Annotated in this window: 12 protein-coding genes and 1 pseudogene; 10 read left to right on the top strand and 3 right to left on the bottom strand. The window is 38.9% G+C overall.

Annotated features, from left to right (window positions below; translation table 11 throughout):
- Positions 1-114 precede the first annotated feature (114 nt).
- Positions 115-1800, bottom strand: a complete 1686-nt coding sequence (locus JG479_RS09505; RefSeq protein WP_200218968.1) for a BCCT family transporter — start codon at positions 1798-1800, stop codon at positions 115-117.
- Positions 1801-2172: 372 nt separating this feature from the next.
- Between JG479_RS09505 and JG479_RS09500 the strand changes: the two genes are divergently transcribed.
- The 9 genes from JG479_RS09500 (at position 2173) to JG479_RS09460 (ending at position 13365) form a co-directional block, all read left to right on the top strand.
- Positions 2173-3363 carry an aromatic ring-hydroxylating oxygenase subunit alpha gene (locus JG479_RS09500; protein ID WP_200218965.1) on the top strand — a complete coding sequence of 397 codons (1191 nt, stop codon included), beginning with the start codon at positions 2173-2175 and terminating at the stop codon, positions 3361-3363.
- On the top strand, positions 3363-4787 hold the full coding sequence (locus JG479_RS09495; protein ID WP_200220332.1) for an aldehyde dehydrogenase family protein: 1425 nt from the start codon (positions 3363-3365) through the stop codon (positions 4785-4787). Before JG479_RS09500 ends, JG479_RS09495 begins: the two co-directional genes overlap by 1 nt.
- A 98-nt stretch (positions 4788-4885) precedes the next feature.
- On the top strand, positions 4886-6298 hold the full coding sequence (locus JG479_RS09490) for an FAD-dependent oxidoreductase (RefSeq protein WP_024590872.1): 1413 nt from the start codon (positions 4886-4888) through the stop codon (positions 6296-6298).
- Between the two features lie 3 nt (positions 6299-6301).
- Complete coding sequence (locus tag JG479_RS09485; protein WP_200218963.1) at positions 6302-7624, top strand: NAD(P)/FAD-dependent oxidoreductase; 1323 nt, start codon at positions 6302-6304, stop codon at positions 7622-7624.
- On the top strand, positions 7621-7971 hold the full coding sequence (locus JG479_RS09480) for an ethanolamine utilization protein EutQ (RefSeq protein WP_010553496.1): 351 nt from the start codon (positions 7621-7623) through the stop codon (positions 7969-7971). The genes JG479_RS09485 and JG479_RS09480 overlap by 4 nt, the downstream gene beginning before the upstream one ends.
- Before the next feature lie 241 nt (positions 7972-8212).
- Positions 8213-8623 (top strand): hypothetical protein, encoded by a 411-nt coding sequence (locus JG479_RS09475; RefSeq protein WP_004336087.1) that lies wholly within the window; start codon positions 8213-8215, stop codon positions 8621-8623.
- A gap of 556 nt (positions 8624-9179) precedes the next feature.
- Positions 9180-12263 (top strand): pilus assembly protein, encoded by a 3084-nt coding sequence (locus JG479_RS09470; RefSeq protein WP_200218960.1) that lies wholly within the window; start codon positions 9180-9182, stop codon positions 12261-12263.
- A 242-nt stretch (positions 12264-12505) separates the two neighbouring features.
- Positions 12506-12772: a YrhK family protein gene (locus tag JG479_RS09465; protein ID WP_200218957.1), complete on the top strand. Its 267-nt coding sequence runs from the start codon at positions 12506-12508 to the stop codon at positions 12770-12772.
- Positions 12773-12849: 77 nt separating this feature from the next.
- Positions 12850-13365 carry a M23 family metallopeptidase gene (locus JG479_RS09460; protein WP_200218954.1) on the top strand — a complete coding sequence of 172 codons (516 nt, stop codon included), beginning with the start codon at positions 12850-12852 and terminating at the stop codon, positions 13363-13365.
- Between the two features lie 74 nt (positions 13366-13439).
- Here the strand turns inward: JG479_RS09460 and JG479_RS09455 are convergent, their stop codons facing one another.
- Positions 13440-14609, bottom strand: a complete 1170-nt coding sequence (locus tag JG479_RS09455; protein WP_200218951.1) for an MFS transporter — start codon at positions 14607-14609, stop codon at positions 13440-13442.
- A 243-nt stretch (positions 14610-14852) separates the two neighbouring features.
- On the opposite strand from JG479_RS09455, the pseudogene JG479_RS09450 reads away from it, so the two are divergent.
- Positions 14853-14987: pseudogene (locus JG479_RS09450) on the top strand (LysR family transcriptional regulator); the annotation flags it as partial.
- 19 nt (positions 14988-15006) lie between these two features.
- On the opposite strand, the gene JG479_RS09445 reads toward JG479_RS09450, so the two are convergent.
- On the bottom strand, positions 15007-16008 hold the full coding sequence (locus JG479_RS09445) for a LacI family DNA-binding transcriptional regulator (protein ID WP_002961833.1): 1002 nt from the start codon (positions 16006-16008) through the stop codon (positions 15007-15009).
- Positions 16009-16056: the final 48 nt, after the last annotated feature.

The following is a 16056-nucleotide window of genomic DNA, read 5'->3' as shown; positions in this document are numbered from 1 at the left end:
ACCCTCGGTTTTGAGATTAGAATTTGGCGTGTAGATTCTGATATTTAATAGTATGAATGCGCTGCCTAAGGAGCAAACCTAAGAGCAGCGCGTATTTTGTGCTTATTTAGTAGCTTAGTTGATTGTATTAGTATGCTTTATTGGTTCGTCGAGTTGATCTTTACCTGGGCGAACATGTTGTGGAAGCATTGCCCAAGGTTTTGGCTCGCGTCGAATACTATAAAATAGCGTTACACCCATCATTAAAATAAAAATCGAGATAGGAAAACCAATAATAATGGAGGCAAATTTAATTGCTTGTAATCCGCCTGCATAAATTAATACCCATGAAATCACCGCAATTGCAACTCCCCATAAGACACGTATAGATTTAGGTGGTTCAGTATCGCCTGCGGCATCAAGTATGCACAGGACTAACGTTCCTGAATCTGCAGAGGTGATAAAGTAAGTTGCGAGCAATATACACGCTAGAATACTGAGTATCGTCCCTAATAAACCTTCATCTAAGTTATTAAATAATGTAAACAGTGCGCGCGTGCTGTCTTCTTTTGTGGCCTCAAGGACTGTTCCACCTATAAATACATCTTGCTTAATTACTTGCTCTGAATTGCTTACTTGAGCTGCAACGTTATTTTTTTCAAAGGCGTTTCGCTCGTCTTGCTCTATTTTTAATGCACTGCCACCAAACACAGATAACCAAATAAATGCAATGGCTGTCGGTGCTATCAGTGCACCGCCTATAAGTTCACGAATTGTGCGACCTTTAGATATACGGGCAATAAACATGCCTACAAAAGGCGCCCAGGTCATCCACCATGGCCAGTAAAAGCTAGTCCACGAATTTTGCCAATTGGTGTCTTTTTGTGTGTCGGTCCATAATCCCATTTGCACAATATTTTGAAGGTAGTTACCAGTGCTTTCGAAAAAAATATTAAAGATGTATCGAGTAGGTCCAATTGCTAAAACAATTAATACTAATAATAGAGAAAGCAGCATATTCCATTGAGATAATAAACGAATACCTCGGCCAACCCCTGAAAGCACTGATCCAACAGCGATGGTACATAAAGTAACAATTAAAATAGTTTGTGTTGTTAGGCTTATATCAATACCAAAAGTTTGTTGTAATCCGGAGTTTATTTGTATAACACCGAGGCTTAAAGTTTGGGCTATACCAAAGGCAGTTACAGCAACGGTAATGATATCGGCAATATGACCAATTGGGCCGTAAATACGTTCCCCTACGATAGGATATAAAATAGATCTAAAAGTGAATGGTAGGCCTTTACGATAAGAAAAATAAGAGAGGGCTAGTGCGACAATAACAAAAAGTGACCATGGATGAAGACCCCAGTGATAAAAAGTTAGCTGCATCGACATTGAGGCTGATTCGTCGGTCAACCCTTCGGTAAATGGATTATCTGCGTAATGCCACATAGGCTCTGCGACTGACCAAAAAACTAAACCTATTCCCATCCCGCCTGAAAACAACATTGAAATCCAAGCCCAAAAGCTAAATTCGGGCTTGTCGTTGTCGTTTTCGCTTAATCTAATATGGCCATAACGGCTAACCATAAGATAAATCAAAAAGGCGACCACGAGCGAAACTAAGCCAATAGAAAACCACTTCATATTATAAAGTAAGAAAGTAGCGAGAGTTTCAAAGTAGTGACCTGCTTTATTAGCGAGTATCACAATAAATAAAATAAAGGCGATTAAAATTACTTTGGAAGCAATGGTAACCGTGGGGTTGAGTCCTTTAAAAATTCCGGACTTAGCTCTTATTGTGGAGTGTGTCATGTGTTGTCCTGTGTGTGTGTATTTTTTATTGCTTTTTGTTAAACAGTGTTTCAAAACTAGAAAAATTACTTCCTCATTACAAATTATAAATTCTCATCAATCCATGAGCTTTAGTTATGCCTGTAATTTAGTGCTATTACTCTAAAGCTTTGTCGAAAGTTAAGTTTAATAATTATGCATGATAAAAACTCATCGATAGGTGGCGCAAAAATCGTTTGTTTAGTGCACTGTTGTTAATCAAAATCAAGTCAGTTGATAACAAAATGTAGTTATGGCCTGAGAGTTTAATTTAAATAAAAACGCTTAATTTGTTTTTCTTAAATTAAAAGTTAGGACTTATCTTTCATCACACACACCGTTTGGAGAAATAGCATGAGCAATGTAAAACAAAAAATAATCCCTATTCAGCAGATTGATCGTGTACTTAATCCTATTCATGAGGCCACAGGGATGCCTAATGAGGCTTATACCAATCCAGAGTATTTTAAATTTGAACGCGATCAGGTTTTTGGCAGCACATGGGTCTGTGTTGGTTTCGCTTCTGATTTGACAAAAAATGGTTACGTAAAGCCAATTAACTTTATGGATTTACCACTTTTACTAATGAAAAACCGCCAAGGCGATGTGCAGGTTTTTCATAATGTATGTAGTCACCGAGGCATGAAGCTGATTCATGAAGAGGGTGAAGTACAAGGCATGATCCGCTGCCCTTATCATTCTTGGACATACGATCTGGACGGTAACTTAAAGGGGACTCCTCATATTGGTGGTATTGCAAAGCATAAAGACGAGCGCTTTAAGTGTGAAAATCATGGGTTAAAAGCACTGCGCTCAGCCATTTGGATGGATATGGTTTTTGTTAACTTGTCGGGCGATGCTGCAAGTTTTGAAGAGCACATTGCACCGCTTGAAAAACGTTGGAAACAATTTATTGGTAATGACGGTTTAGATTTATTGCGCCGCGTAAATATGAGCGGACACATTGAAATAGAAGTAAATAGTAACTGGAAACTAACAATAGAAAACTTTTGTGAAGCCTACCACTTACCTTGGATACACCCCGCTTTAAATAGTTACTCTAAGTTAGAAGATCATTATAACATTATGTTTAATGAGCACTTCTCTGGTCAGGGTAGCTTAGCGTATAACCTTTCTGATACCGCCGGTACACACTTACCTAAATTCCCTAACTGGCCTGAGGACAAGTTACGTCAAGCCGAATATATTGCGCTATTTCCTAATGTTTTAATTGGCATTCAAGCCGACCATGCATTTGCGATGATGATTGACCCGGTAAATACCGATAAAACAGTTGAGCGATTACGCATTTTTTATGTGGGTGACGAGGCAATGAAAGATGAATATGCGGCATGTAGAACGTCGACCGTTGAGTCTTGGCGCGTGGTATTTAGCGAAGACATTATTGCGGTTGAAGGCATGCAGCAAGGACGTTACTCTCCTGGATTTGGTGGTGGTGCTTTTTCTCCGGAAATGGACAAGCCAACTCACTTTTTTCAGACATGGTTAGCAAAACAAGTTAAATCGGCGACGGAGCAAGAGTGATGGCACATTACCTTAATTATATAGGCGGTCAATGGCTTAATGCTGATACCCATATAGATGTAATTAATCCTGCATCTGGGCAGTTATACGCAACAATTGCCAGTGCGACGATTAACGATGCAGATAAAGCGATGGCAGCGGCTAGACAATGCGTTAATAGCGGCGAGTTAAACGATATACGCCCTGCGATGCGCACACACTGGATGCTCAATGCGGCGCAAGCAATAAGAGATATTGCTGATGAAGGGGCGCTCGAGCTATGTCGCGAAAATGGTAAATCTTTGCAAGATGCTAAAGACGAATTTTTAGAATCGGCTCGCTATTTTGAATACTACGCAGGTATGGCGGATAAACTCGAAGGTACCTCTATTCCGCTTGGTAAAGACTACATTGATTTTACTCAATATGTGCCTATGGGTGTATCGGTTCAAATAGTGCCTTGGAATTTTCCAGTGTCTATTTGTGCACGCTCTTTAGCCCCGGCGCTTGCTGCAGGTAATGCCGTAGTTATTAAATCCCCTGAAATATCACCTGTAGGCATGGTGTATTTAATTAGGGCACTTGAAAACTGTGGTTTTCCTAAGGGATCAATAAACTTACTTTGCGGAAAAGGCTCAGTTATAGGTAACCATTTAGTTGAACACGCTGAAGTAAATCAAATTGTTTTTACGGGTTCAGTGCCTACAGGGCAGCATATTCTTAAAGCATCTGCTGCGAGAGCAACACCTTCAGTAATGGAATTAGGCGGTAAATCTGCCGCTATTGTTTTACATGATGCTGACTTACAAAACGTTGTAAGTAGTGTACGCAGCGGGATATTTTTTAATGCTGGACAAGTTTGCTCTGCTATGTCGCGTTTATTAGTACATAAAAGCCGTTATACAGAAGTGAAAGACGCAGTGGTAAAAATGGCTGAAAGCTTATTGATTGGCTCTGGCGAAGAGCAAGCTGATTTAACGCCTGTTGTCTCAAAAGCGCAGCAAATCAGTGTTATGGCAATGATCGAGCAAGCTAAAAAAGAAGGCGCAAAAATCATCACCGGTGGCTATATACCTGATATGCCTGGCTACTTTGTAGCACCAACCATAATTGAAGCAACGCCAGAAATGACAATAGCGCAAGAAGAAGTATTTGGCCCTGTACTTGTTGTTATGCCGTTTGATACAGACACTGAAGCTGTTGCTATTGCTAATGGAACCAACTTTGGTTTAGTTGCGGGTGTGTTTGGTGAGGGCTTAAACCATGTATTTAATGTTGCTCAGCAACTTAGAGGTGGCCAAGTGTTTGTTAATGAATGGTTTGCCGGTGGTATTGAAACCCCTTTTGGTGGTGTGGGCTTGTCTGGCTTTGGGCGAGAAAAAGGCCAAGAAGCAATTTATAGCTATGTTCAAACCCGCAATATTGCGATTCGTTTGCATCATTAAAACAATATTTCGGCTTGTTACTCGCATTCACTTCTTATTTTTTATTCAATAAAGTGAATGCAACAGGTGTTTTAAATAAAGTCAGTAGGATGAGAGATATGAAAAAATGGCTCTGTATTATTTGTGGTCTTATTTACGATGAGGCTCAAGGCTGGCCAGCTGATGGCATTTTACCAGGCACTCGTTGGGAAGATGTACCAGAAGATTGGGTTTGCCCAGATTGTTTAGTAGGTAAAGCTGATTTTGAAATGATGGAGATCACACAAGACGACGTTCAAGTAGCGAGTCATGTGGAGCTAATCGAGCAGGCTCAACCTATTGCAGCACAAGACCTAAAATCAGACATTACTTTAAAACCGATTGTTATTATTGGCAGTGGGCATAGTGGTTATCAAGTAGCGGCAGCACTTCGTAAGCAATCTTCAACGGTCCCTATTACTGTTATTACTGCTGATAACGGCGCGCTTTATAGTAAACCGGCACTATCTAATTCATTTGCATTAGGTAAAAGTTGTGACGATTTACAAAATGAAAGTGCGTTAGAGTGGGAGCAAAGGCTTAATATTCGTGTCTACCCTCATACTCGAGTAGAAAAGATTGATAGGAATAAGCAGACCCTAAATACTAATATTGGCAGCTATGAATATAGCAAGTTAGTACTAGCCACTGGTGCTTCTGCTATTAAAATCCCGATTGCTGGCGATTGTAGTAATGTATTAAGTATTAATGATTTAACAGACTATCGCTGTTTTAAAAATGAGCTTACAGGAAAAAAACGCATCGCTATTCTAGGTGATGGTTTAATTGGCTGTGAATTTGCCAACGATTTGAGTGCAAGTGGTTATGACGTGAGTGTAATTGGTTTAGGTAAATGGCCAATTGAGCGCTTAATTCCACAAATATTAGGAGAGCGTTTAAAGAAATCATTGACCGATATTGGGGTTTCTTGGTTTTTAGAAGACAGTATTTCTCATATTGACGCTGAGCCTGATGGAAGTTCTCAATTACATTTACAAAGTGGAAAAGTAATTGAAGCTGATTTAGTTATATCGGCCGTTGGCTTAAAAGCAAATACAGCATTAGCAGAGCAAGCTGGCCTTGAAGTTGGCCGAGGTATAAAGGTTAACGACTATGGTCAAACAAGTGATGAAACTATTTTTTCATTGGGTGATTGCGCCGAAACAAGTCAAGGCTGGCAGCCATTTATAGCGCCAATTAATCAGCTTGTGCCTTCATTGGTTTCTTGTTTATTAGGCGACTTGACCAAAGCTATTTTTACATGTTCACCAGTGATAGTGAAAACTCCAATCATGCCTTTATCTATTTATCCTGCGGCAGTAGGGGCACTTGGTGAGTGGCAAATAGAGCAGATTGATGATGGTTTAACTGCTCGGTTTTATTCTGTTGATGGTTTATTACTAGGTTTTGCCCTTTTGGGTAAACAAGCTCAGATAAATAGAAGCCACTTACTTGAGCAGCTTAATACAAAACAGCTTACTGTAGCGGAGTAATAAATGATTCATTTACCAAACGATGATGCTACATGTGGTTGGTATCATGCAATAACTAAAACACCAGAAAAACCTAGACTAACAGGTGAACAAACTGCCGATTACGTTGTACTAGGTGGCGGGTTCGCTGGACTTGCAATGGCTAGGCGACTAGCTTTGCATGCGCCTAATGCACGTATTATATTGATTGATGCGCAGCGTATTGGGCAAGGAGCATCGGGTCGAAACTCAGGCTTTGTAATTGATCTACCGCATAAATTTTCATTAGAGCATCCAGATCCTGCGCATAAGCAAAAGCTACTTAAGCTTAATCGCTCAGCGATAGATCAGCTTTCGAGTTTAGTGTCGAAATATAAGATTGATTGCCAATGGTCTGCAGCTGGTAAATATCAAGGTGCAGTCGGTGAGCGTGGTGAAGCTTACTTAGATCATTTTGAACACTTAATGAAAGATTTAGGTGAGCCTTACCAACATATAAATGGAGATGATCTTTCTAAAGTATTGGGTACAAACTATTACAGTCGCGCTATTTATACACCTGGTGGTTATTTAGTTCAGCCTGCGGCTTTAGCATGCGGGTTAGGAGATAACCTTCCTGATAATGTTGAGGTATTAGAAAACTCGCCAATAAATAACTTATCTAAAGAGCATGGGAAGTGGCTACTGCACTCTAAGCATGGTGTAGTTAAAACACCTAAGTTACTGCTTGGTACTAGTATATTTACGCGAGAGTTTGGCTTTTTAAAAAATCGATTATTACCTGTCATGACTTTTGCTAGTTGGACCAGGCCTTTAAACGATGATGAAATGAAAGCGTATACAGGGTTGTTAGATTGGGGCTTAACACCCGCAGATCATGCTGGCACAACGATAAGAATGACAGCAGATCGCCGCATATTAATTCGTAATACTTACAAGCATGTCGATAAATACGGTGCTAGTTCCGCTGTAAATGAAAATGTGCGTAAACAGATTCAGGATGATCACCGTAAAGTGTTTTTAGCACGTTATCCTCAGTTAATTGACGTTCCTTTTACCCATTCGTGGGGAGGTACTTATGCAATTTCTCGTAATTTTACCAACTTTTTTGGCGAATTAGATGATGGCGTATATGCCAGTGCATGTGATAACGGTGTAGGCATTGCGTGGGGCACAGTATCAGGAACATTATTAGCAGATTTAGTGATGGGCGAACAATCAGAATCCCTCGACGATATTCAACACGTTACAGGTATGCCTAGCCTTAATCCTCCAGAGCCGTTTTTAGGTATTGGTGTTAAAAGCCGAATTAGTTTAGCTAAATGGTTAAGCCGGAGCGAAATATGAAACAAGTTAAATTAGTAGACAGCAAAAATCTAGATTTTAATGTTAGAGGGGAGACCCTTGGTATGGCTTATGTTGCACGTGCTTTAAGCACAGAAATATCACCTCACATTGGAGTGGGTTTTGCTAAGTGGGAAGGGGCGAAAGTTGCTTGGACCGTTTTATACGATGAAGTTATTTTTGTAATTGAAGGGTGCTTTGAGCTAACTGCAAATGGAGAAACGCATTTGGTTCATCCGGGTCAAATGTTATGGATACCTGAGAATACAGAATTGGTATACGGCGGGCATGCGTTATTTGGCTATGTGGTACACCCAGGTAATTGGAAAGAAATACATGGAATAGTTTAATTTTTAAATCTACACATAGTTCCTGAGCCCTTAGTGCAACCAAACTAAGGGCTTTTTTAGTATATTAGAAGAACTCAATTTTTGTAATTTAGGTAAATTTAAAACCAAATATTAGACTAAAGTCTATAGGTTAGATTTATTCACTTATTAGGTTTGTTTTTATCGTTTGTGGTAATTGAGCTAACACTCTAAAGTTTAGTTGTCGGCAACAAGTACGACTTAATTAATTAGGAATATAATCATGAAATTTACACTTTTAAAAACCATCGCTCTTGGCTCATTATTAACTTGCTCAGCTGCTGCAATGGCTAATCAAGGTGATTATAAATTAATGGTTATTGAAGACTCTGTAACTGCAGCACCCGCATTTGAAAAATCATTTAATAGCTGTGCTTTAAATGTTGAAGCAAGAAACTACGAAGAAGCAGAAGCTATTTGTACACAAGCTATTGCATTGCTTAAGCAAAGCCATGGTCCGCGTTTAAAAGTACGTGAACTTACATCGTTTGCATTAAGTAACCGTGGTGTAGCACGTATTAAGGCTCAAAAAGACACTGCTGGTATTTCTGATTTATATGAAGCGGTTCAAATTTCTAAAAACTCACTTGTAACACATAACTTAACTCGCGCTAAAAAAGAGTTATCTTTATAAGAATGCTTGTATAAAGCGCTTATAATTTAGCGAGAGTATAAAAGCCCATATTAGGTAGCACCTAATATGGGCTTTTTTGTATGTTTGAATAACCGTAGTTACCTATAAATACACTTCTTTTAATAAAACAGTTTTACTGAATAATAGTGTTTTTAAAGGTGATTTTTAGAGCCTTACGTTACTAATTTATATTGGTAAGTACTTGTTACCTAAAGCATAGATCTATAAATATAGAAACATAGGTAAAAATATAGTTTTTTAGCATGATTCAACTGTGCAGTAAAATGGGATTATTTTTATTTAAGTTGTTGTTTTTAATTGATAATAAAATCTAATGTCTTTGACTTTAGTCTATTTTTATTTAAAAATCGAAGTAATATATATTTTATAGCATTGACGCCACGTGGATGCTAATCACTGTTTTGTGATGAATAGCTAGATATGGCTTTTGTTTTATTTTTAGTCCCACCTCAATATTACTAAAAATCAAACAGGGAATAGAGTAGTTATTAACTTGCGCAATAAAAATAAAAAGCGCAAATAAAGGGATTTAAAAATGCAATTCAAACTAAAAAAAATAGCTGCCTTGTTATTCGGAGTAGGTATAAGCCTTTCTGTATTTGCCGAAGATATAGAGCTATACGTAAACCATAATGTTGAAACCGACGAAAACCCTCGCGTGCTTATTATTTTTGATACTTCAGGAAGTATGGGAACATACATTGATTATCCAAATGAGACACGTTTAACTGCTGCAAAAGGCGCTATGAAGCAATTAGTAACTGATAACGCGACTATTGATTTTGGGTTAATGCGTTTTAATGGCAATGATGGTGGCTATGTTATGGCTGGCCTAGGCTCCTCACATGACAAAATATTGGGTCAAATAAAAAAGCTGCCTGCTAGCGGGAATACACCTATCACTGAGACCTTATGGGAAGCTTACCTATATATGACGGGGCAGACGGTTTGGTATGGGCAAAATACGGACAAACGAGATACTACGATTGAGAGAGATCAAAGTGGTACTGATATACCTCGTTATGTTTCTCCTTTTCAACAGGCTGTTGGTGCAGATGAGCGTTGTGATAACTCAATTAGCTTAATATTAATGACTGATGGTGATCCAACACAAGATATTACCCGAAATGATGATATCAAATCATTATACAAATCTACTTTTGGTTCATATCCTAATACTACAAGTAATAGCTATTTAGCCGCTTTAGCTCAAATAATACACGGTACAAGAGATGTTGAAGTTGACTTGTACGAGACTACGCCAGAGGTTGCCGATACGGGGCGAGTTTTTACTATCGGTTTTGGTAGTGGCATGAGCACAAATGGTAAAAAGTTATTAGAAAAAACCGCTTTATTGGGCGGCGGCGAGTACTTACATGCCGATACATCGACTGAACTTTCTGAAGCGCTTAATAATACAATATCGAAAATACGCGCAGTTAACGATAGTTTTTCATCTCCTACGGTAGCAAGTAATAATGTTGACCAAACACGTAGCCGAGAGTCAATTTACTTTGCGATGTTTTACCCTGAAACAGGCGCACGTTGGAGCGGAAATTTAAAAAAGCTAAAAGTGTCAGACGCAAATATAGTCGATTCAACTGATCAAATAGCCCTTGATGAAAATGGGTTAATTGATGAGAAAGCGCGAACATTTTGGCTGCCAACTAATAAGCCTGCAGATGGGAATTTAGTAGCCCAGGGTGGCGTCAATTTACTTTTATCAACTTTAGACCCTGACAGCCGTAAAATTTACATAGATAAAACGGGCAGTATTATTGATTTTACTTTTGATAAAGTACAAACCATTTTAAATTTAGCGACAGGTACAGTTACCGATCTTGCCCCTGATTTGATTCCTAATATCGGGCTAACTTTACAGGAGAGTGATATTAGCTGGGCACGAGGGGTTGATGTTGATAATGAAGATGGTGATGACTCATCAGTAGATCAGCGAATCAATATTTTTGGTGACCCTTTGCATTCAAAGCCAGTATCAATAGATTACGGCGATGGAAGTATTCACATACTTGTTGGTACTAATGCCGGCTTTTTACATATGTTTGAAGACAAAGGCGATACTGTTGAAGAAAAGTGGGCTTTTACACCTGCTGCCTTATTAAAAAACATTCCTGCTTTGCGTAGTAATCTTGCAAATACAAAAGTGTATGGCATGGATGGACCTATAAGTGTGTTCTTTAATAATAAAGGCTCAAATAGCGAAGGGTTAAACGATGGTGTTATTAGAGCAAGTGATGGTGATGAAGTGTGGGCATTTGCAGGTATGCGCAGAGGCGGTAAAAATTACTACGCGCTTGATATAAGTGACCCAAAAAAACCTAAAAAATTATGGAATAAGCCAATTGTTGGTGGCTCAGAAGAATTTAAATATTTAGCACAAACATGGTCTAAACCTCAAATTGCTTACATTAAAGCCTTTGGTGAGGATCCATTGCTAATATTTGGCGCAGGCTACGATACAAACAAAGATAATGCGATTAGAACAACAGATGAAACCGGACTAGGTATCTACATTGTTAATGCTAAAACTGGCGAAAAGGTATGGGCGCTGACTCCAGATGAGCATGGTTTTACCGGAGAGCACAGTATTGCAGCGGATGTAACTACGCTTGACTCAGATTACGACGGGTATATCGACCGAATTTATGCAACCGATACTGGCGGTAATATTTGGCGAGTAGATATTCCTAGTGAAGATGAAGGTGATATTACCCATTTTAAACTTGCGGAGCTTGGCAGTACATTAGCGTCGCAAGACAGACGTTTTTTTTACAAACCATTAGTTGCTAGAACGCTGTTTAGTAAAGTCACTAAAACCAATTATGGTGGTGAAATGATCACCACCCGTTTAGATACCCCGTACGACGCAATAGTTATAGGTAGCGGAAATCGTTCAAACCCACTTGCTACTAATGAGCAAGATCAGCTGTATATGATCCGTGATGAAAACACCCTAACAAAAATATTTACTGAATTTCCAGCCCCAATAGTGCCAGATGATTTAATGAAAATGAATGAAGACCCATTTGGTAACGCACTTGATGACGTTGATAAATTTGTTAACCTTGAAGTTAAGTTAGCCGAATTTAAAGGGTGGCGATACGAATTAGGGACGGGCGAAAAGTCCCTTGCTGCAGCAACGGTCGTTGGTGGGGTTGCGTACTTTACTTCCTTTACGCCTGCATCTTCATCATCAACGCAAAACCAATGTTCGTTAACGGGTGGCGGTGGTTCGCTTTATGCCTTTCATTTGCATTATGGAACGAAGGTTTATGACGATGTGAAATTTGCAACAAGTAATGATGTACCAGATACACCGAAACTATTTTTTGGGGAAGGCCCGTCGTGTGCAGATAATGATGCGGATGGTAAGTGCGATTGGGATGATGCAACGGATGTAACGCAAGTTAGTCAGTTTTATTTAATAGGCCCAGGGGTTAAAGGTTCTGATAAGCCGATAAAAGCTATTGAAATACTTGGGCCAAATTTAAATGTTGAAGGTGGAAAAGTTAAGCTAGTAAATGGCGCTGAACCAATTGGTTTTGGCTTTAAAACCCAACAAACATATATTTATAAACGTGAAGAAAACGATAGTTAGGCACTTTAAAAATGGCTCTGAATTTATGCGTTTATTAGCCGCCGATGCTGCATTAAGTCTTAAAAAGCGTTTAGAAAAAGAGAAAAAATAAACGATTAGTTAAGTCTTGCACAAACAATAAAAACGTTGGCTGATTCGCATTGGCCAGCGTTTTTTATTGCGTAAATTTTGTTATTGTATGGTGCGCTTAGCTTGTGAAAACAAGCTTTTTAAATTATGAAATAAAAGAGTGAGCAGTACTTATGGACCCCAGTAATCAGTTTATTTTAGATTTAGGACAAGAGCATATTACCATCCAGCGACGATATGAAGCGCTGGGAGCGTTTAACGATTTTTTGATTGCTGTTTGGTTTTTAATTGGCAGTTTTTTCTTTTTAAATGACTCACTAATAGAAAGTGGCACATGGCTGTTTATAGCGGGCAGTGCTCAATTGCTTATAAAACCTGTTTTGAAATTGATCAGCTTAGTACATGTTAGCCGGGTATTTCATTCAAATAAAACACCATAAATACGACTCATGATGAGTTCAGTTATTATGGCTAATAATTTACCAGTATAAGTTATTTAAATATCAAGGATAGAAAAGTGAAAGTACTTAAGTGGATTGCAATTGGAATAGCTACTTTATTAATTATAGGCTTACTAATTCCCGAAAAAATAATGATTCCGGTACAAGGTGCCACAAGTAAAGATTGGAACCATAACACGTTTTGGTACGAGCCTTGGGGTAGGTCGGGTGTGCACAAAGGAATTGATATTTTTGGCACAAAAAATACTCCCGTAGTTGCCTCAACAAGCGGTATTGTTATATTTGCAGGTGAGTTAACCCGTGGTGGTAAGGTGGTTGCGGTGCTTGGGCCTAAATGGCGCGTGCATTATTTTGCACATTTAAATGACTACTCGGTAAGTACAGGTGATGTAGTAAGTATAAACAGTCAAATTGGCTTACAGGGCGATACCGGAAATGCCGCAGGAAAACAGCCTCATGTGCATTATTCTATTTTATCGTTAGTGCCTATGCCGTGGCTTTTTACAACGCAAAACCAAGGGTGGAAAAAGATGTTTTTTTTGAGCCCACATAAAAAACTCACTGCTAAATAATAGTTTTAGCTGTTAAATCAAGATGTTTAACAGCTAAAATCCGTTAATGAACAAGTGTGTATTTAAGCTAAAGATTAGCCTGCAACTGGGGTTTTACCCGCGCGTATATTTTTAATGCTTTTAATAAACATATAAATACAGGTAGTGATTAAACAGCCTGCTAAATAAAACACAATACCGTTGGGTGCATCAGATAAATTTGCAGCAAGCATAGGGCCAAATACCGACCCAATACTGTAACTCAAAAGCATTACCTCAGTTACCGATACTATTTTTGCCATTGGCAATGAGTCGCACGCAAGTGTTATAGCAATCGGGTAAAGTGCAAAGCTGCATGCGCCTAGTATTAAGTAGCTTACTATTAATCCTGCTAAAGTGTTTGCTTGTAGTATACCCACAGCACCGGCTGCGCCTACTAAACAAAACATACCCATCAATAAGCTTTTTTCAAGCCGAGTAGATAAGTAACTCACAAGCGGCTGCACGACCATGCCGCCTAAAATAATAACCGCCATAAGTGTCCCTGTGTACTGAACTTGATCAGCTTGTGCTGAAATATACACCGGCATTAAGCCGTAAATAGGGCCCAGTAATAAGCCCGATGCTAAGCATCCGAGCATAGCTGGGTGGCTTAATGTTTTTATTTCTTTTAGTGGTAGTTTTTCAAGGTGCTGTTTTTCGGGCTGACCTTTAGTTATTAATAAAGGCGCCAAAATAGCTAAAAATAATAACGAGGCTACAAATAAATAAGGCGTTGAACCTTCGGTGCCAAGCGGCCCTATAGCAAGTTGACCAACCGCGCTGCCCCCATAAAGTGAGGTCATGTATAAACCCAAACGTTTAGCACGCGACTTTGCTGTGTTGGTCATTAATAACCAAGACTCAACAACGACAAACACACCGGCAACAGCAACACCTGCTACAAATCGTGCAATTAACCAGTTAACGGTATTTGGTAGTGCAAGTTGTGCAAGCACACTTACTATTAATAAGCTTAAAAATAATATAAAGGCCAAGCGATGACCCATTTTTACCACAATGCGCTCTATTGTGGTGGCGCCAATAAGTAAGCCAAAGTAAAAAATGCTCGCAAGCCAAGGCGCTAGGTTTTCATCAAGTTTAAATGCAGGTAACGACAGCGGAATAAGGCTCATTAAAAAGCCTGATGCAATAGCAAAAAATGACAGCCCGATAACGGGTGCTAAAGGGTTGTTAGAGGTGCTTGTGGCGGCTGATTCGGCCATGTGTGTTTATCGACTCATCAAGGTAAATAACCACTGTTTTAGAGTTTTAGAGGTTACTTTAATAATAAAATTTGCGCGAATTTAGAGCCAAATTAAAAATAAGTAAAGTGATTTTTTATTAAACAATATAAATAAACTTTAAAACGATCACTTTGGTAAATTATCGGATCTATTATGCTTTTTATTGTAGTTTTTACATGTAGATATTGTTTTATATTTGTGAGCATTTATGTCTGAATAGAGTTTTTTGTAATGCAAGCAGATAGGCGCATCTCGCATGCTGCACGTCACTTTTTAAAGTTTTCGCAGCAGCACGTAGAGCAATATTTAAATACGCAGTGGGTGCGTAACGAGTTACATAATTTAGATTTAAACTAGATTTAAATACGGTTTAAAGTTAATTAATATCCGGTGTTGAGTCTCTTAAAATAAGCTTTGGCTGAAACACGTGCTTTACTGTTATGCCGCTTTTTTTATAAATGTCTTTAAGTACTAAGTTAGCCGCAGCTCGGCCCATTTCGGGAACTGGATTATCTATTGTAGTCAGTGTTGGGTAGAGGTAATTGGTGAAAATTACGTTATCGAACCCAATAATGGCTAAATCTTTTGGTAGGTTAAAACCGTGTTCGCGGGCGTATTTCATAGCACCCGATGCCATTTCGTCATTGGCACATACAAGGGCGGTTATTTGCGCTTTATTTTGAATAAAATGCCTTAAGCCGTCGCTGCCGCCAGTTTCTTTAAAGTCGCCTATGTAAAATAGGTTTTCGTCAAAGGTTAGGTTGTATTCTGCTAGGGCTTTTTTGTGGCCTTTTAAACGATTTGACGCATCTTCTTTAAACTGCGGACCTGCTATGTACGCAATGTTTTTATGACCTTTGTTGATCATGGCTTTAGTGGCTAAGTAGCCACCCATTACGTTGTCGAGGCTAATGCAGTTTTCTTCAATTTCTTTAACGTAGCGGCTCATTAAGTAAATAGGGGTTTTGCCTTTACTTAACTCAATTAGGTACTCGTTTGATACCGCTTCTACGTGGGCAATAATAGCGTCGCAATTACGGCCTATTAAAAATTCAAAGCCGCTTTTTTCTTTTTTCTCGTCACTGTGCCCAGGGGTAATAATAACGTGTTTACCCGCAATACGAAGGTGCTCTTCAATGGCTGACATCATTTGACCAAAAAACGGACCATCCAACTCAGAAACTAAAATACCGACGCTGTTTGTAGTGCTAGACGCCAAAGAGCGAGCAATAGAACTTGGCTGATAGCCTAGCTCTTTCATTGCTTCTAATACCTTTTTTTTAGTTTTTTTACTTACGTAGTCGTTGTCGTTAAGTACCCTTGAAACAGTTGATAAAGACACACCTGCCATTTCTGATACTTGATAAATTGTCGCCATTGATGTCCTAGCTTATATGTATTTTTACTCGCGCTTTATAAAAAATAT

It is taken from the genome of Pseudoalteromonas sp. LC2018020214 (genome assembly GCF_016598755.1).
In the GTDB taxonomy this organism is placed as follows: Bacteria; Pseudomonadota; Gammaproteobacteria; order Enterobacterales; family Alteromonadaceae; genus Pseudoalteromonas; species Pseudoalteromonas distincta.
Note: the sequence above shows the minus strand (reverse complement) of the source record. Positions and strands in the feature narration are given on the sequence as shown.